Origin of the sequence: Halomonas sp. SSL-5, assembly GCF_030708455.1 — a bacterium.
Taxonomy (GTDB): domain Bacteria; phylum Pseudomonadota; class Gammaproteobacteria; order Pseudomonadales; family Halomonadaceae; genus Halomonas.
Genome location: NZ_JAUYWF010000013.1, coordinates 59,621 through 79,413, shown reverse-complemented (window position 1 = coordinate 79,413; position 19,793 = coordinate 59,621). Strand labels below are relative to the sequence as shown.

The 19,793-nt window shown below is 68.0% G+C and carries 17 protein-coding genes; 11 read left to right on the top strand and 6 right to left on the bottom strand.

The window, feature by feature from the left end; all coding sequences use genetic code 11:
- Positions 1-136 precede the first annotated feature (136 nt).
- The gene (locus tag RAN53_RS15090; RefSeq protein ID WP_305797620.1) at positions 137-436 is read right to left on the bottom strand and encodes a YciI family protein; all 300 of its coding nucleotides are present in this window, start codon (positions 434-436) and stop codon (positions 137-139) included.
- Positions 437-562: 126 nt separating this feature from the next.
- On the opposite strand from RAN53_RS15090, the gene RAN53_RS15085 reads away from it, so the two are divergent.
- Positions 563-1,468, top strand: a complete 906-nt coding sequence (locus RAN53_RS15085) for a PHP domain-containing protein (RefSeq protein WP_305797619.1) — start codon at positions 563-565, stop codon at positions 1,466-1,468.
- Positions 1,469-1,470: 2 nt separating this feature from the next.
- The gene (locus RAN53_RS15080; RefSeq protein WP_305797618.1) at positions 1,471-2,094 is read left to right on the top strand and encodes an L-threonylcarbamoyladenylate synthase; all 624 of its coding nucleotides are present in this window, start codon (positions 1,471-1,473) and stop codon (positions 2,092-2,094) included.
- Positions 2,095-2,106: 12 nt separating this feature from the next.
- Here the strand turns inward: RAN53_RS15080 and RAN53_RS15075 are convergent, their stop codons facing one another.
- Positions 2,107-3,039, bottom strand: coding sequence for an ion transporter (locus RAN53_RS15075; RefSeq protein ID WP_305797617.1), 933 nt, complete (start codon positions 3,037-3,039; stop codon positions 2,107-2,109).
- 30 nt (positions 3,040-3,069) lie between these two features.
- Positions 3,070-3,933, bottom strand: a complete 864-nt coding sequence (locus RAN53_RS15070) for a CYTH domain-containing protein (RefSeq protein WP_305797616.1) — start codon at positions 3,931-3,933, stop codon at positions 3,070-3,072.
- Between the two features lie 104 nt (positions 3,934-4,037).
- Between RAN53_RS15070 and RAN53_RS15065 the strand changes: the two genes are divergently transcribed.
- The 6 genes from RAN53_RS15065 (at position 4,038) to glrR (ending at position 11,878) form a co-directional block, all read left to right on the top strand.
- Complete coding sequence (locus tag RAN53_RS15065; RefSeq protein ID WP_305797615.1) at positions 4,038-4,718, top strand: TIGR00153 family protein; 681 nt, start codon at positions 4,038-4,040, stop codon at positions 4,716-4,718.
- Positions 4,719-4,792: 74 nt separating this feature from the next.
- The gene (locus RAN53_RS15060) at positions 4,793-6,058 is read left to right on the top strand and encodes an inorganic phosphate transporter (RefSeq protein ID WP_305797614.1); all 1,266 of its coding nucleotides are present in this window, start codon (positions 4,793-4,795) and stop codon (positions 6,056-6,058) included.
- Positions 6,059-6,224: 166 nt separating this feature from the next.
- On the top strand, positions 6,225-7,538 hold the full coding sequence (argA, locus tag RAN53_RS15055; protein WP_305797613.1) for an amino-acid N-acetyltransferase: 1,314 nt from the start codon (positions 6,225-6,227) through the stop codon (positions 7,536-7,538).
- Positions 7,539-8,381: 843 nt separating this feature from the next.
- Positions 8,382-9,869, top strand: coding sequence for a sensor histidine kinase (locus RAN53_RS15050; RefSeq protein ID WP_305797612.1), 1,488 nt, complete (start codon positions 8,382-8,384; stop codon positions 9,867-9,869).
- Between the two features lie 4 nt (positions 9,870-9,873).
- Positions 9,874-10,449: a hypothetical protein gene (locus RAN53_RS15045; protein WP_305797611.1), complete on the top strand. Its 576-nt coding sequence runs from the start codon at positions 9,874-9,876 to the stop codon at positions 10,447-10,449.
- Between the two features lie 145 nt (positions 10,450-10,594).
- Positions 10,595-11,878 (top strand): two-component system response regulator GlrR, encoded by a 1,284-nt coding sequence (gene glrR / locus RAN53_RS15040; protein WP_414842991.1) that lies wholly within the window; start codon positions 10,595-10,597, stop codon positions 11,876-11,878.
- Positions 11,879-11,944: 66 nt separating this feature from the next.
- On the opposite strand, the gene RAN53_RS15035 is transcribed toward glrR, so the two are convergent.
- Both RAN53_RS15035 and xseA read right to left on the bottom strand, forming a co-directional pair.
- Positions 11,945-12,601 (bottom strand): peroxiredoxin, encoded by a 657-nt coding sequence (locus RAN53_RS15035; RefSeq protein ID WP_305797610.1) that lies wholly within the window; start codon positions 12,599-12,601, stop codon positions 11,945-11,947.
- 148 nt (positions 12,602-12,749) lie between these two features.
- On the bottom strand, positions 12,750-14,120 hold the full coding sequence (xseA, locus tag RAN53_RS15030) for an exodeoxyribonuclease VII large subunit (protein ID WP_305797609.1): 1,371 nt from the start codon (positions 14,118-14,120) through the stop codon (positions 12,750-12,752).
- Positions 14,121-14,257: 137 nt separating this feature from the next.
- Here xseA and guaB point away from each other — a divergent pair, with 137 nt between their 5' ends.
- The 3 genes from guaB to RAN53_RS15015 all read left to right on the top strand — a co-directional run bounded on the left by guaB (position 14,258) and on the right by RAN53_RS15015 (position 17,705).
- Complete coding sequence (gene guaB, locus RAN53_RS15025; RefSeq protein ID WP_305797608.1) at positions 14,258-15,727, top strand: IMP dehydrogenase; 1,470 nt, start codon at positions 14,258-14,260, stop codon at positions 15,725-15,727.
- A 95-nt stretch (positions 15,728-15,822) separates the two neighbouring features.
- Positions 15,823-17,400: a glutamine-hydrolyzing GMP synthase gene (gene guaA, locus RAN53_RS15020; protein ID WP_305797607.1), complete on the top strand. Its 1,578-nt coding sequence runs from the start codon at positions 15,823-15,825 to the stop codon at positions 17,398-17,400.
- 83 nt (positions 17,401-17,483) lie between these two features.
- Positions 17,484-17,705: a winged helix-turn-helix domain-containing protein gene (locus tag RAN53_RS15015; RefSeq protein WP_305797606.1), complete on the top strand. Its 222-nt coding sequence runs from the start codon at positions 17,484-17,486 to the stop codon at positions 17,703-17,705.
- 148 nt (positions 17,706-17,853) lie between these two features.
- On the opposite strand, the gene RAN53_RS15010 is transcribed toward RAN53_RS15015, so the two are convergent.
- Positions 17,854-19,560 carry a sensor domain-containing diguanylate cyclase gene (locus RAN53_RS15010; RefSeq protein WP_305797605.1) on the bottom strand — a complete coding sequence of 569 codons (1,707 nt, stop codon included), beginning with the start codon at positions 19,558-19,560 and terminating at the stop codon, positions 17,854-17,856.
- Between the last annotated feature and the right edge of the window lie 233 nt (positions 19,561-19,793).

The window sequence follows — 19,793 nt, the reverse complement described above, 5'->3', positions numbered from 1 at the left end:
GCAAAGTTTGATCGATCGCGCCGCGGGGCCGGGGGCTGGGGGCTTCCGGCAGGCATCCGCGGCGTTTCAACAGTGTTATCCACAGCCTCTGTGCAAAACCGGCTGTTGATAAGCGGCCCTTTTCAGGCAGGCGCGCTCAGGGAAGCACCTTCTTGAAGGGCTTCACCGTCACCCCGGCGTAGACGCCGGCGATCATGTAGGGGTCGGCGTCGGCCCAGGCCTGGGCGGCCTTGAGGCTGTCGAATTCGGCGACCACCAGGCTGCCGGTGAAGCCGGCCTCGCCCGGATCCTCGCTGTCGATGGCGGGATGGGGGCCGACCAGTACCAGGCGGCCCTCGTCGCGCAGCGCCTCGAGGCGGGCCAGGTGGTCGGGGCGGGCGGCCAGGCGGCGCTCCAGGCTGTTGTTCACATCCTCGCTGATGATGGCGTAGAGCATGGGATGGCTTTCTCCTGTGGGGTGGCTATGCCGAGGGGCGGGCGCCATTGACCTGCACTGGATTGACCGGCATGGGCCAGGCGCGCACCATGGTAGGCCATTCTGACAAAGTCGCCGGTCGGCGTCATGCCAATGCCTCCACTTCCCGTTCGCTTCGAGGGCGATCCCGAGCCCCTCCGCATCGATCTGCACATGCACTCCACCGCCTCGGATGGCGCCCTGCGGCCCGCCGAGGTGGTGGCGTCGTGCGCCGCGCGGGGCCTGACCCATATGGCGCTGACCGACCATGACACCGTCGACGGCGTGGCCGAGGCGGCCGCCGCCGCCGAGGAGAAGGGGCTCGTGCTGATTGCCGGCACCGAGCTCTCCACCCAGTGGCGCGGCATCGGCATCCATGTGGTGGGGCTGCTGCCCGAAGGCGTCCGGGGCCCGCTGGTCGAGGGACTGGCGGCCCAGGCCGTGGCCCGCGAGAAGCGCGCCAGGACCATCGCCTCACGCATGGAGAAGGTCGGCCTCGAGGATGCCCTGGCCCGCGCTCGGGAACAGGCCGGTAGCGAGCGCCCCCTGGGCCGCCCCGACTTCGCCCGGGCGCTGGTGGCGGCGGGGCTGGTCCCCGACGTGGCGACCGCCTTCAAGAAGCACCTGGGCGACGGCAAGCCCGGTGACGTCAAGGCGCTGTGGCCGGATATCGCCGAGGCGGTGGGCTGGATTCTCGATGCCGGGGGCGTGGCAGTGCTGGCCCATCCGCTGCGCTACTCCCTGACGCGGCGCAAGCGCGGGCTGCTGCTCGACGACTTCACCGCCGCCGGCGGCCAGGCCACCGAGCTGGTCAGCGGCTTCCAGAATGCCGATGTGACCCGCGACCTGGCGCGCCAGCTGCAGGAGCGCGGGCTTTATGCCTCCCTGGGCAGCGACTTCCACTTTCCCGGCGGCCACCTGGCGCCGGGCAGCATGAGCCCGGTGCCACGCACCGCCACGCTGCCGGTATGGACCCACCCGCGGCTGGCGCCGCGACTCAATTCAGGAGCGTGACCATGAGCCAGTTCTTCCAGATCCACCCCGATAACCCCCAGAAGCGCCTGATCGACCAGGCGATCGGGATCATCCGTTCGGGCGGTGTGGTGGCCTATCCCACCGACTCCGGCTACGCCCTGGGCTGCCACCTGGGCGAGAAGAAGGCCATCGACAAGATCAAGTGGCTGCGCTCCCTGGACGACAAGCACAACTTCACCCTGGTGTGCTCCGACCTCTCCGAGATCGGCACCTATGCCAAGGTGGACAATGCCGTCTTCCGCCTGCTCAAGGCCCACACCCCCGGCGCCTACACCTTCATCCTCAATGCCACCACCGAGGTGCCGCGCCTGCTGTTGCATCCCAAGCGGCGCTCCATCGGCGTGCGCGTGCCCGATCACGCCATCACCCATGCCCTGCTCGAGGCCCTCGGCGAGCCGCTGATGAGCGTGACCCTGATCCCGGTGGGCGAGGAGCTGCCGATGACCGATGCCGAGGAGATCCGCGAGCGCTTCGGTGTCCACCTCGACCTGATCATCGACGGCGGCGCCTGCCACCTGGAGCCCACCAGCGTGGTGGACCTGCGTGATCTTCCGCCGGTGATCCTGCGCGAGGGCCGCGGCGACGTCGAACCCTTCCGGGAGTAGGCCCGCGGGGCCTCAACCCTCCTTCGGCGGCGCGGGGCTGTCGTTGCCCTTGCCGCCATGTTCCTCCCACCAGGCCTCCTGCTCCTGCTCGGAGAGTTGCGGGTCGGGGGTGTCCTCATCCAGCCAGGTGCCGCACAGCAGGCAGTACTTGGCGCGCTGCTCGTGGCGGTCGTGGCCGCAGCCGGGGCAGGCCTCGTCGGAGTAGCGGTCGGCGCGGATCGAGCGGATCACCTCGGCGGAGAACACCCCGGTGGGCACGGCGATGATCGAGTAGCCGATCAGCATCACCATCACCGAGATCGCCTGGCCCAGCGGGGTCACCGGCACGACGTCGCCATAGCCCACCGTGGTCAGGGTGACGATGGCCCAGTAGATCGCCGTGGGGATGCTGGTGAAGCCGGCCTCGGCGGGCTCGATCAGGTAGACGAGTGAGGCGAAGATCGAGACCAGCATGAACACGGTGAACAGGAACAGGAAGATCTGGTGGCTGCTGCGCTTCAGCGCCCCGATCAGCAGCCGCCCCTCGCCGACGAACTCCATCAGCCGCAGCACGCGGAAGATGCGCAGGGTGCGCAGCAGGCGGACCATCACCAGGGTCTGGGCGCCGGGCACGATCAGCGCCAGCCAGGTGGGCAGGATGGCGATCAGGTCGACCATGCCGTAGAAGCTCTTGAGGTACTGCAGCGGCCGCTCCAGGCAGTAGAGGCGTGCCGCCAGCTCCAGGGTGAAGGCGATGGTGAATCCCCACTCCAGCCAGAAGAAGAGGCGGCCGTAGTCGGCTCGCAGGCTCGCGATGCTCTCCAGCATCACCACCAGCACGCTGGCCAGTATCGCCACGATCAGGGCGATATCGAAGCCCTTGGCCGAGCGAGTGTCGGACTCGAAGATGATCTGGAAGACCCGGGTGCGCAGGCCTTCGTCGGCGGGTTTGGGCAGGTGGTTCACGGGCGGCATCCTTGTGGAGATGGGCGGACCTCAGGCCAGGGGCGAGGCGCCAGAGAGGCGCCGTGACAGCTGCAGCAGGCGGCGGCCCAGAGGCGGCGTCAGCCAGGCGTCGTCGCCGAGGGCCGCCGCCACGGCGCGGGCGTCGTCACGGTCGTCAGTGTCGCCCAGGGTGGCCAGGCGCTGGAAGGCCTCGCGCGCCGCGTCGCGCCAGTCGGCCCCACCGCTGTCGGCGTATGCGTCCAGCGCCACCACGGCGCGGTGCAGCCAGGCCGGTGGCGAGTCGGCGGCGGGGAGTCGCCACTCGCCCGCCAGCAGGGCGCCGCCGCGAGCCGCCTTGCTGGTATCCGAGGGGCGCAGCGCCACGCGCTCGGCCAGCGCCTCGGCCAGCGACCACAGCGCCGCCGGCTCGCCGGACTTGAGCTCCAGCTCCAGTTCGCGGATCGTCACGCGGCGATCCGCCGCCGTGATCACCCCCTCGTCCAGGGCCAGCTCGATGCGCGCGCCCTGGTGCGCAAGCTCCCAGGTTTCGCGACGAAAATCCGTGGTAAAGCGCGCCTCCAGGCGTTCCAGCACGTCCCGGCCCAGTGCGGCCGGCGGCAGCCCCGCGAGGCCGGCCAGGTCGAGCCCGGGCCCCGGGACCTGCCACTCCCACTCGCCGCGCCGAGACAGCCCGCCGCCACCCTCGCCGCGGGTCTTCACCGTCTGCAGCAGGCGGCCGTCGAGTCGGCGCAGGCGCAGCGCCATGCGCGCCGCCTCCAGCTCCCCCGCGGGGGTGTCGAAGTAGGTGTTGCCGAGGCAGGCGACACCCGGCGCGTCGGCCAGCAGTGGGTGGTGGCGCAGGGCGGCGGGACCCTCGGGGCCCAGGGCGAGCTTCAGCTCGATCTCTTGACTCATGTGGCGGCAGCCTCGATCAGATGACACTTGGGTGAATAATTCATGACGATGGCGGCCGGGGTCACTATACTGTCGCCGCCATTTTCCAGGTTTCGAGATGCCCCATGGTGACATCCAATCCCTTCTCCGCGATGTTCGGTCGTTCGCCATTCCAGCCGCTGCTGACCCATATCGTCAAGACGAGCGAGTGCGCCGACCAGCTGCTGCCGTTCTTCGAGGCGACCCTCGTGGGCGACTGGGAGGCGGCGGCGACCCACCGCGAGTCGGTCACGCGCCTCGAGCATGAGGCCGATGAGCTCAAGACCGAGCTGCGCCTCAACCTTCCCAATACCCTGTTCCTGCCGGTATCGCGCTCCGACCTGCTCGACCTGATCAGCGTACAGGACAAGATCGCCAACAAGGTCCGCGACATCACCGGGATCATGCTCGGCAGGCGCATGCAGATGCCCGAGGAGCTGGCCCAGCCGATGCGCGACTACATGCGCACCGCGGTGGCCTGCGTGGCCCAGGCACGCCACGCCCTGGAGGAGCTTCGGGAGCTGCTCGAGTCCGGCTTCGGACGCAACGTCAGCGACGTGATGCAGAAGCTGATCCGCGAGCTGCACCGCCTGGAACAGCAGGCCGACGACCAGCAGGTCGCCATCCGTCGCCAGCTGTTCGGCCTCGAGGATCGCATGCCCCCGGTAGATGTGATGTTCCTCTACAAGATCATCGACTGGGTGGGTGAGCTCTCCGATCGCGCCGAGCGCGTGGGCAGCCGCCTGCAGATCATGACGGCCAACTGAATTCCACGGCCCCGGTGATCCCGGGGCCGCCACCAGCACGCCATCCAACGACCGCAACGAGGGGACACATCCTCATGTCGATCATTGCGCAGCACGGCGAGATCTTCATCATCCTGGCCTGCCTCTTCGGCTTCTTCATGGCCTGGGGCGTGGGTGCCAACGACGTGGCCAACGCCATGGGCACCTCGGTAGGCTCTCGCGCCATCACCATCAAGCAGGCGATCATCATCGCCGTGATCTTCGAGTTCCTCGGTGCCTGGCTGGCCGGCGGTGAGGTCACCAACACCATTCGCAAGGGGATCATCGACCCCGAGATGCTCCAGGACGACCCGCAGCTGCTGGTCTACGGCATGCTGGCGGCGCTGCTGGCGGCCGCCACCTGGCTGCTGATCGCCTCAATGAAGGGCTGGCCGGTCTCCACCACCCACTCCATCGTCGGCGCCATCGTCGGCTTCTCGGTGGCGGGCCTGGGTGCCGCTGCCGTGGACTGGGGGGCGGTTGGCCAGATCGCCGCCAGCTGGATCGTCTCACCGCTGCTCGCCGGTACCATCGCCTTCACCCTGTTCAAGTCGGTGCAGCACCTGATCTTCGAGGCCAGGGACCCCTTCGCCGCGGCCAAGCGCTATGTGCCCATGTACGTCTTCCTGGTCGGCTTCGCGGTGACCATGGTGACCCTGACCAAAGGCCTCAAGCACGTCGGCCTGGACCTCGGCTTCGGTGCCAGCCTCCTGCTGTCCATCTTCGCCGGCCTGCTGGTCTCGGCACTCGGCGGCTTCATGGAGCGGCGGGTGCAGGCCAGCAACCGCAAGACCGACCAGTTCGGCTTCAGCGGGGTCGAGCGGGTATTCGGCGTGCTGATGATCTTCACCGCCTGCGCCATGGCCTTCGCCCACGGCTCCAACGACGTAGCCAACGCCGTGGGCCCGCTGGCGGCGGTGATCAGCGTGGTGCAGACCGGCGGCGAGATCGAGGCCGCGGCCCTGGTGCCCTGGTGGGTGCTGGTGCTGGGCGGCGGCGGCATCGTCGTCGGCCTGGTCACCTACGGTCGCAAGGTGATCGCCACCGTGGGCACCGGCATCACCGAGCTCACCCCCAGCCGTGGCTTCGCCGCCACCCTGGCCGCCGCTGTCACCGTGGTGCTGGCCTCGGGCACGGGCCTGCCGATCTCCACCACCCATACCCTGGTGGGGGCCGTGCTGGGCGTGGGCCTGGCCCGCGGCATGGCGGCGCTGAACCTGCGCGTGATCGGCACCATCGCCATGTCATGGCTGATCACCCTGCCCGCCGGTGCGGGCCTGGCGATCCTGTTCTTCTTCACCTTCAAGGGCATGTTCGGCTAGTTCGGCTTCGGCCGCAGGCCACGAGCGGCGAGCCGGGCCGGGGAGCAACGTCCAGCCCGAAGCTTGAAACGGCGGTACCACGGCGGTGGTGCCGCCGTTGTCGTCGTTCTACCATAGGCGTGGCAGCCCCAACGCCTTTCGTTCACCCGCTGCCGGAGAGCGGCTCTTGGATACACGCTTCCCCTTCGTCGACTGGTTTCGCAACTCCTCGCCCTATATCAACGCCCACCGCGGGCGAACCTTCGTCATCCTGATCGAGGGCGAGGCGATGGCGCGCGGTCGCGGCGAGCAGCTGGTCCAGGACCTGGCGCTGCTGCACACCCTCGGGGTGCGGTTGGTGGTGGTGTTCGGCATTCGCCCCCAGGTACGCCAGGCGCTGGATGCCGCGGGGATCACGCCGGGGCAGCACCAGGGGCGCTGGGTCGCCGACGGTGAGGTCATGGCCTGCATCGAGCGGGTTGCCGCCGAGCAGCGGCTGTGGTTGGAGGCCCGCTTCTCGCTGGGGCTGCCCAACACGCCCATGCACGGCGTCGAGCTCACCGCGGTCTCCGGCAACCTGGTGATGGCCAAGCCGCTGGGGGTCCGCGAGGGGGTCGATTTCGATCACAGCGGCGAGGTGCGCCGGGTGCGCACCCAGGCCATCGAGGGTCTGCTGGGGAAGGGGGCGCTGGTGGTGCTGCCGCCACTGGGCTTCTCCAGCACCGGCGAGGTGTTCGACCTCGACGCCTCCGATGTGGCCCAGCATGCCGCCATGGCGCTGTCGGCCGACAAGCTGATCCTGCTCGGCGAGGCCAGCGGCCTGTTCGACGCCAGCGGCCAGCTGCAGCGCCAGCTGACCCCCGCCGACGCGGGGCCGCTGCTGGCCCAGGCGGCCCCCGGCAGCGAGCTTTCGCGCCACCTGGAGGCCGCCTGCCAGGCGGCCCGTCACGGAGTGGCGCGTACCCACCTGCTCTCCTGGCATGACCACGATGCCCTGCTCGGTGAGCTCTTCACCCGCGACGGTGTCGGTACCATGATCACCCAGCACCGCTACGAACAGCTGCGCTCGGCGGAGCTGGCGGATATCGGCGGCCTGCTGGAGCTGCTCGAGCCCCTGGAGCGGCGCGGCATGCTGGTACCACGCTCCCGGGAGCGGCTCGAGCACGAGATCGACGATTACCTGGTGATCGAGCGCGATGGCATGATCATCGGCTGTGCGGCCCTGCACCGTTTCGACGATGCCGAGATGGGCGAGCTGGCCTGCGTTGCGGTTCATGACGACTATCGCGGTGGCGCCCGGGGCGAGCTACTGCTCGCCGAGCTCGAGCGCCGGGCCCGGCGCCAGGGGCTGTCGGCGCTGTTCGCGCTGACCACCCACACCACGCATTGGTTCTTCGAGCACGGCTTTCGCCTGGCCGACCTCGAGGCGCTGCCGCTGCTGCGCCGGGACACCTATAACCACGCCCGCAAGTCCAAGGTGCTGGTCAAGTCGCTGGGCTGAGCCGGGGTGTCGCCGCGTGGCACCATGCATGGCGCCACTGTCGCCGCATTGCGACCCTCCAAGTTGCTGAAAATAAAGTGTTTATCGAAAGCCTCTCGCTTGCCGTCGCCTCCTGGCGACGGATTGTCGCCCGAAATCCCTCCGTTATCTTCCTCCTGCCGTCGTGCTAGATGGGTGATGTTTTCAAGTTATTAAAAACAAACGATTTTTCATTTTATGGCACGGCGATCGCAATACTCTTGGTGAGCAACGAAAGCGGTTCATTACGGCTCGAACCGCTTCGATCGTCCAGGGGGCGGAACCACACTGCCCTGTGCCTCGCCTCCCGGCGATCAGCGTCTGCTCCTAGCGATGTGTGACTTAGGTTGCGATGAGACGGGTACCGACACGGTCACGGACGCGTACCCCAAGGGCAAGGATGCCCTGGCATGGATGCCTCTCCCCCTTGCGGGGGATCGAATCGCGCAGTGGCGTCACGGCTCGACCCGATGTGGTCAGGTCCGACGACACTGCCAGACACGAAGCAGGGCGATGCGCCTGGCGCATCGGCCGCATGAGGAAGGCCAGCCCCTGGTGGCAGATGGCTGACTCATGGCTTCGAGGGCCTTCCCCGGCCCGTTTGGAAGGGTGAGCGCTGGATGGATCAGGCCACCAGCGGTGATCCTTTCAGACCCTTCAGTTCCCTGCGTACTTGGGCCGGCCCTGCCGGCCTTTTTTTTGCCGCCCACCCGGCCTCGGGCGAAGGGCACGGCTCCCGAGCAAACTCTGGTATCCTGAAGGTCCGACATGATGGCAGCCCCATCCACCGTCCCGCCCCTCGGCCTCCTGCAAAGAACGCTGGACATGACCACTCGAGTCGCCCGTCGCTGGCGCCCCCGCTCCCTGTTGCAGCTGGTGCTGATCGCCTTCCTGGTGGTGATGCTGCCGCTGGCCGTGCTGATGTTCCAGGCCGCCCAGGCGCTCTCCGAGCTCTCCCGCCTGGCCGACGTCAGCGCCCGCCAGGCGGTGGAAGAGACTCGGCGCGCCCGGACCCTGGGCGCCCTGGCGCTGGAGATGGAGCGCAGCGCCCGCCAGTACGCCGTGCTCGAGCAGTCGAGCCTGCTGGAGATCTACGGCGAGCGCCTGGCAGAGTACCGCGAACTGCTCGCGCTGCAGCGCGAGCTGCTCCCCGATGACCCCGACGTGGCGGCGCTGGCGCGGCAGCTCGACGAGCTGGCGGCGCTGCCGGGGCTGCCCATGGAGGCGTTCGAGGAGAGGCTCGCCGAGTTCCCCGCCTTCGCTCAGCGCACCGAGGCGATCCGCCAGGCCACCAACCGGCGCATCGACACCCGCATCGACTCGATCCGCGAGCGGGCCCAGGGCGTCCAGGGGCGGCTGTGGTGGCAGACCGGTGCGCTGGTCTCTGCCAGCCTGGTGATGATGCTGCTGTTCTCGTGGCTGATCATCCGCCCGGTGCGCCAGCTGGAGCGCCGCATCCTGAGGATCGGCAGCGGCGCCCGCGATGAGCCGCCGCAACCGGTGCAGGGGCCGGCGGAGATGATCAAGCTGGATGAGCGCCTCGACTGGCTCGCCTCGCGGCTCGCCGAGCTGGAGGCCGAGAAGCAGCAGTTCCTGCGTCACATGTCCCACGAACTCAAGACCCCGCTGGCCAGCGTGCGTGAAGGTTCGGCGCTGCTCGCCGACGGGGTGGTCGGGGAGCTGACGCCGCAGCAGATGGAGATCCTCAAGCTGATCGATGACAGCGGCCGCGAGCTGCAGCGGCTGATCGAGCAGCTGCTCGACTACAATCTGCTGCAGCACAGTCGGCGCGTGGAGGTCGAGCGGCTCGACGTTGCCACCCTGGTTCGCGAGGTGCTGGCCAAGCACCGCCTGGCGCTTTCCAACAAGGGGATGCGGGTCGAGTGCTTCGACGGCCCGGTGAAGTGGGTGCTGGACCGCACCGCGACCGGCCATATCCTCGACAATCTGGTGTCCAACGCCATCGCCTACGGTGCCGATGGCGGCGAGCTGGAGATTCGTGCCCGCCAGCGCCGCGACAGCCTGGAGCTGGAGGTGGCCAACAGCGGTGAGCCCATCGCCGAGGTCGATCGCCCGCGGCTGTTCGAGGCCTTCTATCAGGGGCGCACCCGACGCAAGGGACCGCTCAAGGGCTCGGGCATCGGCCTCTCGGTGGCGGCGGACTGCGCGCGCCTCCAGGAGGGAGAGCTGGCGCTGGTGGAGGACCCGCGCCTGGCGGTCTGCTTCCGCCTCACTCTGCCGCGGGCTGCTTCGTCCCGGACTGACCCTGACCGCACGCCTGCCGGGATGGCAGGCCAGGATGCAAGGAATTGATGCCATGACCCTTCGCCCTCTGCTGGCCGGTATGCTGGCCGTCTGGCTGGCCGGTTGCGAGCTGCTGCCACAGGCCCCCTTCGAGCTGCCCTCCAGCCGCACTCCCTCCGGGGCGGCCGCCTCGGCCAGTGGCTGCCATGCCGAGCGGCCGAGCTTCGCCGACGACGACTGCCTGCTGCCGGAGTGGGTGGCCTTCGGGCTGGCGTCCCAGCGCGGTGATCGTGCCTGGCGCGAGGCGATGCTCACGCGCCTGGAAGGGACGTCCGCCGAGCGTCGCCTGGCCCGCGCCGTGGCGCTCTCCTGGGGCAGCCAGGGCCAGTGGGACCGGGCCTCGGAGCTCTACAAGGCCGACCTCTCCGCCGCGCCGGTGTCCCTGCAGCCGCTGCTGCGCTACTGGCTCAACGAGCTGGAGAGGCGGCGTGGCATGGCCGGGCGCTTGAGTGCCGCGCAGTCGGCCCAGGCGCAGAGCGAGGCCCGCAGCGCCGCGCTGGACGAGGAAAAGGCCGAACTGGAGAAGAAGCTCGAGGCGCTGACCGCCATCGAGCGCAGCATCAACCTGCGACAACAGACCGAAGAGTGATGGAGACCCCGACGTGAAGAACCTGCCCCCCCTGCAAGCCCGCGCTGAATCGACCCGGGTGGCGGCCGCCGGGAGTGCCGGGCGTCGGCAGCCTGCGCATATCCTGCTGGTGGATGACGATGTCAGCCTGCTCAAGCTGCTGGGCATGCGTCTGGAGAGTCGTGGCTATCGGCTGACCACCGCCGAGAGCGGCCGCGAGGCGCTGCGCTCGCTGGAGGTCGATCGCCCCGACCTGGTGCTGACCGACCTGCGCATGGACGAGATGGACGGCCTGGCGTTGTTCCGGGAGGTGCAGCGCGAGGCGCCGGGGCTGCCGGTGATCCTGCTCACCGCCCACGGTTCGATTCCCGACGCGGTCGCCGCCACCCGCGAGGGGGTGTTCAGCTTCCTGACCAAGCCGGTGGACCGCGATGAGCTGTTCGCGGCCATCGAGGAGGCCCTGGCCCAGGCGCCGGGGGCCACCCCCGAGGGCGACGAGGCCTGGCGCGCCGGGATCATCACCCATAGCCCCGAGATGGAGCGGTTGCTGGAGCAGGCGCGCATGGTGGCGGCCTCCGATGTCAGCGTGCTGGTCACCGGCCCCTCCGGCTCCGGCAAGGAGCTGATGGCCAAGGCCATCCATCGCGCCAGCCGCCGCGCCGACAAGCCCTTCGTGGCGATCAACTGCGGCGCGCTGCCGGAACAGCTGCTCGAGAGCGAGCTCTTCGGGCACGCCAGGGGCGCCTTCACCGGGGCGGTGAGCGAGCATCAGGGCCTGTTTCAGGCCGCCGACGGGGGCACCCTGTTCCTGGACGAGATCGGCGACATGCCGCTGTCGTTGCAGGTCAAGTTGCTGCGCGCCCTGCAGGAGCGCCAGATCCGCCCGCTGGGCTCCACTGCCTCGATTCCCATCGACGTGCGCATCATCTCGGCCACCCACCGTGATCTGGACCGCGCCATGAGCGAGGGGGAGTTCCGCGAGGACCTCTACTACCGCCTCAACGTGGTCAACCTGCGCCTGCCCCCGCTCAAGGAGCGCGCCGAGGATGTGCCGCTGCTGGCCAAGCACCTGGTGGCTCAGGCGGCCGAGCGCCACAAGCCCTTCGTCAAGGGCTTCTCGCCGGAGGCGTTGAAGCTGCTCGCCGCCAGCGCCTGGCCGGGTAACGTGCGCCAGCTGGTCAACGTGGTGGAGCAATGTGTGGCGCTGACCGGCACGGCCATCATCCCCGAGGCGCTGGTGGCCCAGGCCCTGGCCGCCGAGGAGCAGGCCCTGCCCACCTTCAACGACGCCCGGGCGGCCTTCGAGCGACGCTACCTGATCAAGGTGCTCAAGCTGACCGAGGGCAACGTCACCCAGGCGGCGCGCATCGCCGGGCGTAACCGTACCGACTTCTACAAGCTGCTGGCGCGCCATGACCTGGAGCCCGCAAGCTTCAAGCCGGGACGCTGAGCCCCACCCAAACAAAGGCCCCCGCCGAGGGGCGGGGGCGGGGAGCGATGGCGGGTGCCGGGTCGCTTACTTCTGCGGCAGCTTGGCGCGGCGCAGGTAGGGGAAGACGGTCTCGAACTCGCCATACTTCGCCTTGGCGTCTTCATCAGAGACGCTGGTGGGGATGATCACGTCCTGGCCCAGGTTCCAGTCGGCCGGGGTGGCGACATTCTCGCCGTTGGCGGTCTGCAGGGCGTCCAGGGCGCGCAGCACCTCGGCGAAGTTGCGGCCGACGTTCATCGGGTAGGTCATGGTGAGCTTGAGCTGCTTGTCCGGACCGATGATGAAGACCGCGCGAACGGTCGCGCTGTCAGCCGGGGTGCGGCCGTCCGGCAGGTAGGCGTCGGCGGGCAGCATGTCGAACAGCTTGGCGACCTTGAGGTCCTCGTCGGCGATGATCGGGAAGCCGACGTCGCAGCTGGCGAAGCTGGCGATGTCCTTGATCCAGCCCTTGTGCTCCTCGACACCATCCACCGAAATGCCGATCACCTTGGTGCCACGCTTCTTCCACTCCTCGCCGAGCTTGGCCACCGCGCCGAACTCGGTGGTGCACACCGGGGTGAAGTCCTTGGGATGGGAGAACAGGATCGCCCAGCTGTCGCCGAGCCACTCGTGGAAGCGGATCGGGCCCTGGCTGGTATCGGCTTCGAAGTCCGGTACGACGTCATTGATGCGCAGAGACATGGTGGTACTCCCTGTTGCGTGGTGATAAGTCCCGCCCGGGGCGGGAACGTGATGAGGATCATCGACGAAACGCCATCTGGCCGGTCGCGTCAAGATTTCTTGTGACTAAGCATAGATAGGATTTTATGGAATAACTATATTCTATAATCTATCGGCTCGATTGCTCCCCGGCCTGCGGTGTGGTGTCGCGGCGCAGCACCCGGAGGGTCAGGTGGCCATCGCCCAGGCGGGCGGCCAGGCGGTCCCCGGGGGCGGTGTCGTCGGCATGGCGCACCACGCGTCCCTGCTCGTCCTCGAGGATCGCATAGCCGCGGCCGAGGACCGCCAGCGGGCTGACCGCCTGCAGCTCCCGCACCAGTCCGGCCAGGCGTTCGCGATGGCGCGCCAGCTCCCGTGGCGCGGCGGTGGTCAGGCGCCGACTGGCCGCCTCGAGCCGGCGGTCGGCCAGCGCCAGCTGGCGGCCGGGAGGATGTGCCGCCAGGCGGCGCGCCAGCTGGGTCTGGTCGCGATGCGCCTCGGCCAGGCGTGCCTGGATGGCACGCGTCAGCCGTCCGGAGAGCTGAGCCAGTGCCTGGCGCTGACGCGCCAGCCCCTCGCCGGGGTGGCGCAGCCGCACACGCAGGTGATCCAGCCGCTGGCCCTCGGCGTCGAGGCTCGCCTGAACCGCTCGCCTCAGGCGAGCCTCCAGTGTCTCGAGGCGCTGGGCGAGCTCGCGGCGATCCGGCACCAGGCGCTCCGCGGCCGCGGAAGGGGTGGGCGCGCGCGCGTCGGCGGCAAAGTCGGCGAGGGTCACGTCCACCTCGTGTCCCACCGCCGACATCACCGGCAGCCGTGAATGGAAGATCGCCCGGGCCAGGTGCTCGTCGTTGAAGGCCCACAGGTCCTCCAGGCTGCCGCCACCACGGGTGAGCAGGATCGCATCGCGGCGCGGTTCCAGGCTCGACTGGCGATTGAGCAGCCCCAGCGCCGAGATCATCGCCGGCACCGCCTCGCGGCCCTGCACCGCCACCGGGATCAGCGTCACGTTGACCATGGGCCAGCGTGCGGCGAGCACCGCCAGCACGTCGCGGATCGCCGCGCCGCTGGGCGAGGTGACCACCAGCAGGTGGCGCGGCGGGCAGGGCAGGGGACGGGCGTTGGCGAACACGCCTTCGTCGGCGAGACGGGCCTTGAGTCGCTCGAACGCCGCCAGCAGCTCGCCCACGCCGGCGGCTTGCACCGCTTCCGCGATCAGCTGGTAGTCGCCCCTGGGCTCGAAGATCGACAGTCGCCCGCGTACCTTGACCCGGTCGCCGTCGCGCATGGGCGTGCCCACGAAGCGCGCGCGGCTGCGGAACAGGGCGCCGCGCAGCTGGGCCTGATCATCCTTGAGGGTGAAGTAGACGTGGCCGGAGCTCGGTCGCGACACCCCGGAGAGCTCGCCCTCGACCCAGACCTCGCCGAAGCGCCCCTCCAGCAGCTGACGGGCGCTGCGGTTGAGCTCGCTGACCGAGAGGGGCGGGGTGTCGGGGTGATTCATGGCGGCGGCTCGGCGGATATCGGAGGCTCAGGGTAGCATGGCGTCTCACTGGACCGTGACGTGACCCGCCCTCGGCCGCTATAATGGTGGATTAACTTCAGCTGCCTCTTCCCACCAGCTCACTGGGTGTTGCCACTATGCTACGTATGGCCCAAGAAGCCCTGACGTTCGATGACGTCCTCCTCGTGCCCGGTTACTCCGATGTCCTGCCCAAGGACGTCAACCTGCGGACCCGACTGACCCGCGACCTCTACCTCAATATCCCGCTGGTCTCCGCCGCCATGGATACCGTGACCGAAGCCCGCCTGGCCATCGCCATGGCCCAGGAAGGCGGCATCGGCATCATCCACAAGAGCATGACCATGGCGCAGCAGGCCGCCGAGGTGCGCAAGGTCAAGAAACACGAGAGCGTGATCGTCAAGGACCCCGTCACGGTGAGTCCCAAGGCCAAGCTGGAGGACCTGCTGGCCATGGCCCAGGAGCACGGCTTCTCGGGCTTCCCGGTGGTGGAGGGCGAGACCCTGGTGGGCATCGTCACCGAGCGTGACATGCGCTTCCAGCCCAACCATGGCGACAGCGTGGCCGACATCATGACCCCCGCCGAGAAGCTCGTTACCGTGCCGGTAGGCACCGAGCTTTCCGTGATCAAGGGCAAGATGCAGGAGCATCGCATCGAGAAGATGCTGGTGGTGGACGACGCCTTCCACCTGCGGGGCCTGGTCACCTTCCAGGACATCGAGAAGGCGCGCACCTTCCCCAGCGCCGCCAAGGATGCCGATGGCCGCCTGCTGGTCGGCGCCGCCGTGGGCACCGGCCCCGAGACACCGGACCGCATCGCCGCCCTGGCCGAGGCCGGCGTCGACGTGGTGGTGATCGACACCGCCCACGGCCACTCCAAGGGGGTGATCGAGCGGGTGCGCTGGGCCAAGGAGCACTTCCCGCAGATCCAGGTGATCGGTGGCAACATCGCCACCGCCGAGGCGGCGAAGGACCTCGCCGAGGCCGGCGCCGACGCCGTCAAGGTGGGCATCGGCCCCGGCTCCATCTGCACCACGCGCATCGTCGCCGGTGTCGGCGTGCCGCAGATCACCGCCGTCTCCAACGTGGCCGCGGCCCTCGAGCCCTACGACATCCCGCTGATCGCCGACGGCGGCATCCGCTTCTCCGGTGACCTGGCCAAGGCCGTGGCGGCCGGGGCCAGCGCGGTGATGGTGGGCGGCCTGCTGGCCGGCACTGAGGAGGCCCCGGGCGAGATCGAGCTCTACCAGGGCCGCACCTACAAGGCCTACCGCGGCATGGGCTCCATGGGCGCCATGTCCCAGACCCAGGGCAGCGCCGACCGCTACTTTCAGGACAAGGACGCCGGCGCCGAGAAGCTGGTGCCGGAAGGCATCGAGGGCCGGGTGCCCTACAAGGGCATGATGGGCGCCATCGTCCACCAGTTGATGGGCGGCCTGCGCGCCTCCATGGGCTACACCGGCTGCCGCGACGTCCAGGAGATGCGCACCAAGCCACAGTTCGTGCAGATCACCGGCGCCGGCTTCGCCGAATCCCATGTGCACGACGTGCAGATTACCAAGGAAGCCCCCAACTACCGCGCGGGTTGATACATGCTTGACGCCGGAAGCCTGAAGCTGGAAGTGGCCGCGCCGCTTCCAGCTTTCGTGTTTCCGGGCCGTTCGCCTCTCAAAGGAAAGGCCTGATGACCGACATTCACGCCCACAAGATCCTGATCCTCGACTTCGGTTCCCAGTACACCCAGCTGATCGCCCGCCGCGTGCGCGAGATCGGCGTCTACTCCGAGGTTCGTGCCTTCGATATCAGCGAGGCCGAGATCCGCGAGTACGCCCCCAACGGCATCATCCTCGCCGGCGGCCCGGAATCCGTCACCGAGTTGGACTCGCCCCGCGCGCCCCAGTGCGTGTTCGAGATGGGCCTGCCGGTGCTGGGCATCTGCTACGGCATGCAGACCATGGCCGAGCAGCTCGGCGGCGCCGTGGAGGGCTCCCATGTCCACGAGTTCGGCTACGCCCAGATCCGCCTCGACGCCGAGACGGCGCTGTTCCGCGACATCTCGGACCACATCGACCACGACACCGGCAAGAACCTGCTCGACGTCTGGATGAGCCACGGCGACAAGGTCTCCCGGGTGCCCGACGCCTTCACCGTCACCGCCTCCACCCCCAGCTGCCCCATCGCCGCCATGGCCTGGGAGGAGAAGCGCTTCTTCGGCGTGCAGTTCCACCCCGAGGTGACCCATACCCTGCAGGGCCTGCGCATCCTCGAGCACTTCGTGCTGGAGATCTGCGGCGCCGAGCGCCTGTGGACCCCGGCCCAGATCATCGAGGACCAGATCACCCGCGTGCGCGAGCAGGTGGGCGACCGCCACGTGCTGCTCGGCCTCTCCGGCGGCGTCGACTCCTCGGTGGTGGCGGCGCTGCTGCACAAGGCCATCGGCGACCAGCTGACCTGCGTGTTCGTCGACAACGGCCTGCTGCGCAAGGCCGAGGGCGACCAGGTGATGGAGACCTTCGCCCGTCACATGGGCGTCAAGGTGATCCGCGTCGACGCCGAGGACCTGTTCCTCGACAAGCTGAAGGGCGAGGCCGACCCGGAGGCCAAGCGCAAGATCATCGGCAACACCTTCATCGACGTCTTCGATGACGAGGCGAGCAAGATCGAGGGCGTGGACTTCCTGGCCCAGGGCACCATCTACCCGGACGTGATCGAGTCCGCCGCCGCCAAGACCGGCAAGGCCCACGTGATCAAGTCGCACCACAACGTGGGGGGCCTGCCCGAGACCATGAAGCTCACGCTGGTCGAGCCGCTGCGTGAGCTGTTCAAGGATGAGGTGCGCAAGCTCGGCGTCGAGCTCGGCCTGCCCTACGACATGGTCTACCGCCACCCCTTCCCGGGGCCGGGCCTGGGCGTGCGCATCCTCGGCGAGGTGAAGAAGGCGTACGCCGACATCCTGCGCGAGGCCGACGCCATCTTCATCGAGGAACTGCACAACGCCGGCTGGTACCACAAGACCAGCCAGGCCTTCGCCGTCTTCCTGCCGGTGCGCTCCGTCGGCGTGGTCGGCGACGCCCGCCGCTACGAGTGGGTGATCGCCCTGCGCGCCGTGGAGACCATCGACTTCATGACCGCCCGCTGGGCGCACCTGCCCTTTGATCTGCTGGAGAAGGTCTCCAACCGCATCATCAACGAGATCAGCGGCGTCTCCCGCGTGACCTATGACGTCTCGAGCAAGCCGCCGGCGACCATCGAGTGGGAGTGATCGCATTGGCGGTCCGGTAGTCTGTGAAGGGCCCGCCATCGGCGGGCCCTTCGTGTATCCGGTCCACACAGGGAGGTGACAGTATGGCAATACCGGATTTTCAGACGCTGATGCGTCCGGTGCTCGAATTTGCGGCGGGTGCTCAGGAGCGCTCGATGAAGGAAACTCACCCGGTGTTGGCTGATCAGTTTCGGCTTGCGGAGGAAGAAAGGGAGCAGCTATTGCCCAGCGGCCGAGTTCGGCTTTTCCGCAATCGTGTCGCGTGGGCTGTTTATAGAGCGACAATTACTCTGGCCGGGCGCTAGGCCGGCTGGAAGGCGCCTCGTCCATGGGGGCTTCGTGAACCCGCTGCCGGTGCAGCGCAAGCGCTCCTGCGGCTCGTGCGACAGCAAGAGGATGGTGGCGGCGCGTCGGTGTTGCCTCGATGCCGGCAACTGCTCTGGCCGGGCACGGCTACCAGCGAACCGCTACGCGGTTTCTGCCCTCCTTCTTGGCCTGGTACATGGCGGCATCGGCTCGCTGAGTGACGGCCTCGATGTTCTCATCGGTCGGATGGAAGCTGGTGACGCCGATGCTCACCGTGAAGTGGAAGGGCAACCGCTCTGCTTCGATGGAGGCCTCCGCGATCTGGCGCAGCAGTCGCCAGGCGACGGCACTGGCTCTTTCCTGTGACATGCCTGGCATGATGACCATGAACTCTTCCCCGCCCGTGCGACAGGGCAAGTCGCTTGGGCGAAGGTGGTGTCGTAGGGTGTCCGCCAGCAGTTGCAGGCCATTGTCGCCCTGGGCGTGACCCAGGGTATCGTTGATGGCCTTGAAATGGTCGATATCGATCATCAACAAGGCCGCTTCCTTCGCGTCGTTTTCGACCCCCGAAGCGACCGCTCTGGCGGCCTCGTCGAATGAGCGGCGGTTGGCCAGCCCGGTCAGGGGGTCAGTATTGGCCTGGTGGGTCCAGTAGTCTTCTTTACGTCTTTGCCGGGTGATATCGCGATACACCCAGAGATGGCCATGGTACTGGTTGCCGATGAAGAGGGGCGTGTAGGCACGCTCGAGGAAGCGTCCGTCTGCCAAGGCCAGCAGGTCGCGGCTGTGCTTGCGCCTCTCCATGACGAGCTCCTCGATCCGTGCCACGAAGTCTTCCGGTTCCTTGAAGTCCCCCTTCTTGGCCTGGGCTGCATCACGGCAGTCCATCCCCACGAGGCTTTCGGGAGGCTCCTCGATGCCAAAGAGATCACAGAAGGCCTGGTTGGCCATGGTGAGGCGGCGATTCTCGTCCTCGAGAAGCAGCCCGACCTCGAGGCCCTTGATGATCACCTCGAGCTGGTGCTTGGAGACGAGCAGAGAGGTTTCCAGCATCTTGCGCGTTGTGATGTCGAACTCGCCCATCACGATCATCGGCAGTCCCGTCTTGGGGTCCGTGGCGCGGCACAGGTCGACATGGTGCCAGCGCTCGCCGTCGTTGACCCGCATGACGAGCTCGAGGGAGCAACTCGGCTCGTCCTCCAGTTGCTGAAGGAGTCGCTCGGCCACGCGGTGCTCCGTGAAGCAGGCCTCGAAGGAGGTCAGGCCCCGGCGGGCCTCGAGGGCGGCGGGATTGCGCATCAGCAGGCGTCCCTCTCCGCTGAACACCGAGACCATCATGGGCGTGTGCCTGACGGCTTCCAGGGCGCGCAGGCTGGAGGCATCCAGGGAGATGGCGCTTTCGAGTCCCTCCACCAGCATGCCGGTTCGTCCATCGCCCAGGGCGAAACGGCTGCAGCGACAGTGCAACGAGAGGGCCTGTCCCCCCGGATAGAAGCTCCAGTGTTCATCGATGACCTCATCCCTCGCCAGACGCTGCAGGTAATCCGCCAGGCGTCGGCGCGTCGTCTCGCTCATCGTCGAGGAGAAATCCCGCGCATACAGCTCCCGGGCCGTGTCGGCCTCCCAGAGTCTCACCGCTGCGGCATTGGCATAATGCATCCGTTCCTGTTCGATATCGAAGATCCAGATCGGGGTCTGGAGCCGATCGAGAAGAGGGTCGCCGCCAAGGCTGGCTGTGGTTGAAGCGTTATGGAACAAGGTCATGGCTTCTGCTTGGAGGTGGCTCCGGGGCTCTGCCAGCGGGGATGGAACATCGCGATCATGGCATATTTTGGTAATTACCAACCGTAACATAGTGATCGGGCGAATATTGGTTCAAAGATGCATCAGGCTTGGCTGTCATGAACGTGGCTGATTAGGCATGACTATCGCGTATCTGGCCTGAGTCATCACCTTCCCGCAGCGCCATGTCTCGACCGGTCACCTTGTCGAGAGGCGCTGATGGTGGTCGACGACGTCGAATGCGGTCGTAGCGGGCGTCCCTTGCCGGGGAGGGTATACTGCGAGGCTCGGGCGCCCTCGAGCGG

What these genes read in the sequence shown, in the direction of transcription:
- RAN53_RS15090 (WP_305797620.1), bottom strand. Translation starts at nt 436, where the DNA reads ATGCTCTACGCCATCATCAGCGAGGATGTGAACAACAGCCTGGAGCGC.
- RAN53_RS15010 (WP_305797605.1), bottom strand. Translation starts at nt 19,560, where the DNA reads ATGTTACGGTTGGTAATTACCAAAATATGCCATGATCGCGATGTTCCA.
- RAN53_RS15085 (WP_305797619.1), top strand. Translation starts at nt 563, where the DNA reads ATGCCAATGCCTCCACTTCCCGTTCGCTTCGAGGGCGATCCCGAGCCC.
- RAN53_RS15070 (WP_305797616.1), bottom strand. Translation starts at nt 3,933, where the DNA reads ATGAGTCAAGAGATCGAGCTGAAGCTCGCCCTGGGCCCCGAGGGTCCC.
- RAN53_RS15035 (WP_305797610.1), bottom strand. Translation starts at nt 12,601, where the DNA reads ATGTCTCTGCGCATCAATGACGTCGTACCGGACTTCGAAGCCGATACC.
- RAN53_RS15045 (WP_305797611.1), top strand. Translation starts at nt 9,874, where the DNA reads ATGACCCTTCGCCCTCTGCTGGCCGGTATGCTGGCCGTCTGGCTGGCC.
- RAN53_RS15065 (WP_305797615.1), top strand. Translation starts at nt 4,038, where the DNA reads ATGGTGACATCCAATCCCTTCTCCGCGATGTTCGGTCGTTCGCCATTC.
- RAN53_RS15050 (WP_305797612.1), top strand. Translation starts at nt 8,382, where the DNA reads ATGACCACTCGAGTCGCCCGTCGCTGGCGCCCCCGCTCCCTGTTGCAG.
- RAN53_RS15060 (WP_305797614.1), top strand. Translation starts at nt 4,793, where the DNA reads ATGTCGATCATTGCGCAGCACGGCGAGATCTTCATCATCCTGGCCTGC.
- guaB (WP_305797608.1), top strand. Translation starts at nt 14,258, where the DNA reads ATGCTACGTATGGCCCAAGAAGCCCTGACGTTCGATGACGTCCTCCTC.
- RAN53_RS15080 (WP_305797618.1), top strand. Translation starts at nt 1,471, where the DNA reads ATGAGCCAGTTCTTCCAGATCCACCCCGATAACCCCCAGAAGCGCCTG.
- xseA (WP_305797609.1), bottom strand. Translation starts at nt 14,120, where the DNA reads ATGAATCACCCCGACACCCCGCCCCTCTCGGTCAGCGAGCTCAACCGC.
- guaA (WP_305797607.1), top strand. Translation starts at nt 15,823, where the DNA reads ATGACCGACATTCACGCCCACAAGATCCTGATCCTCGACTTCGGTTCC.
- glrR (WP_414842991.1), top strand. Translation starts at nt 10,595, where the DNA reads ATGCGTCTGGAGAGTCGTGGCTATCGGCTGACCACCGCCGAGAGCGGC.
- RAN53_RS15015 (WP_305797606.1), top strand. Translation starts at nt 17,484, where the DNA reads ATGGCAATACCGGATTTTCAGACGCTGATGCGTCCGGTGCTCGAATTT.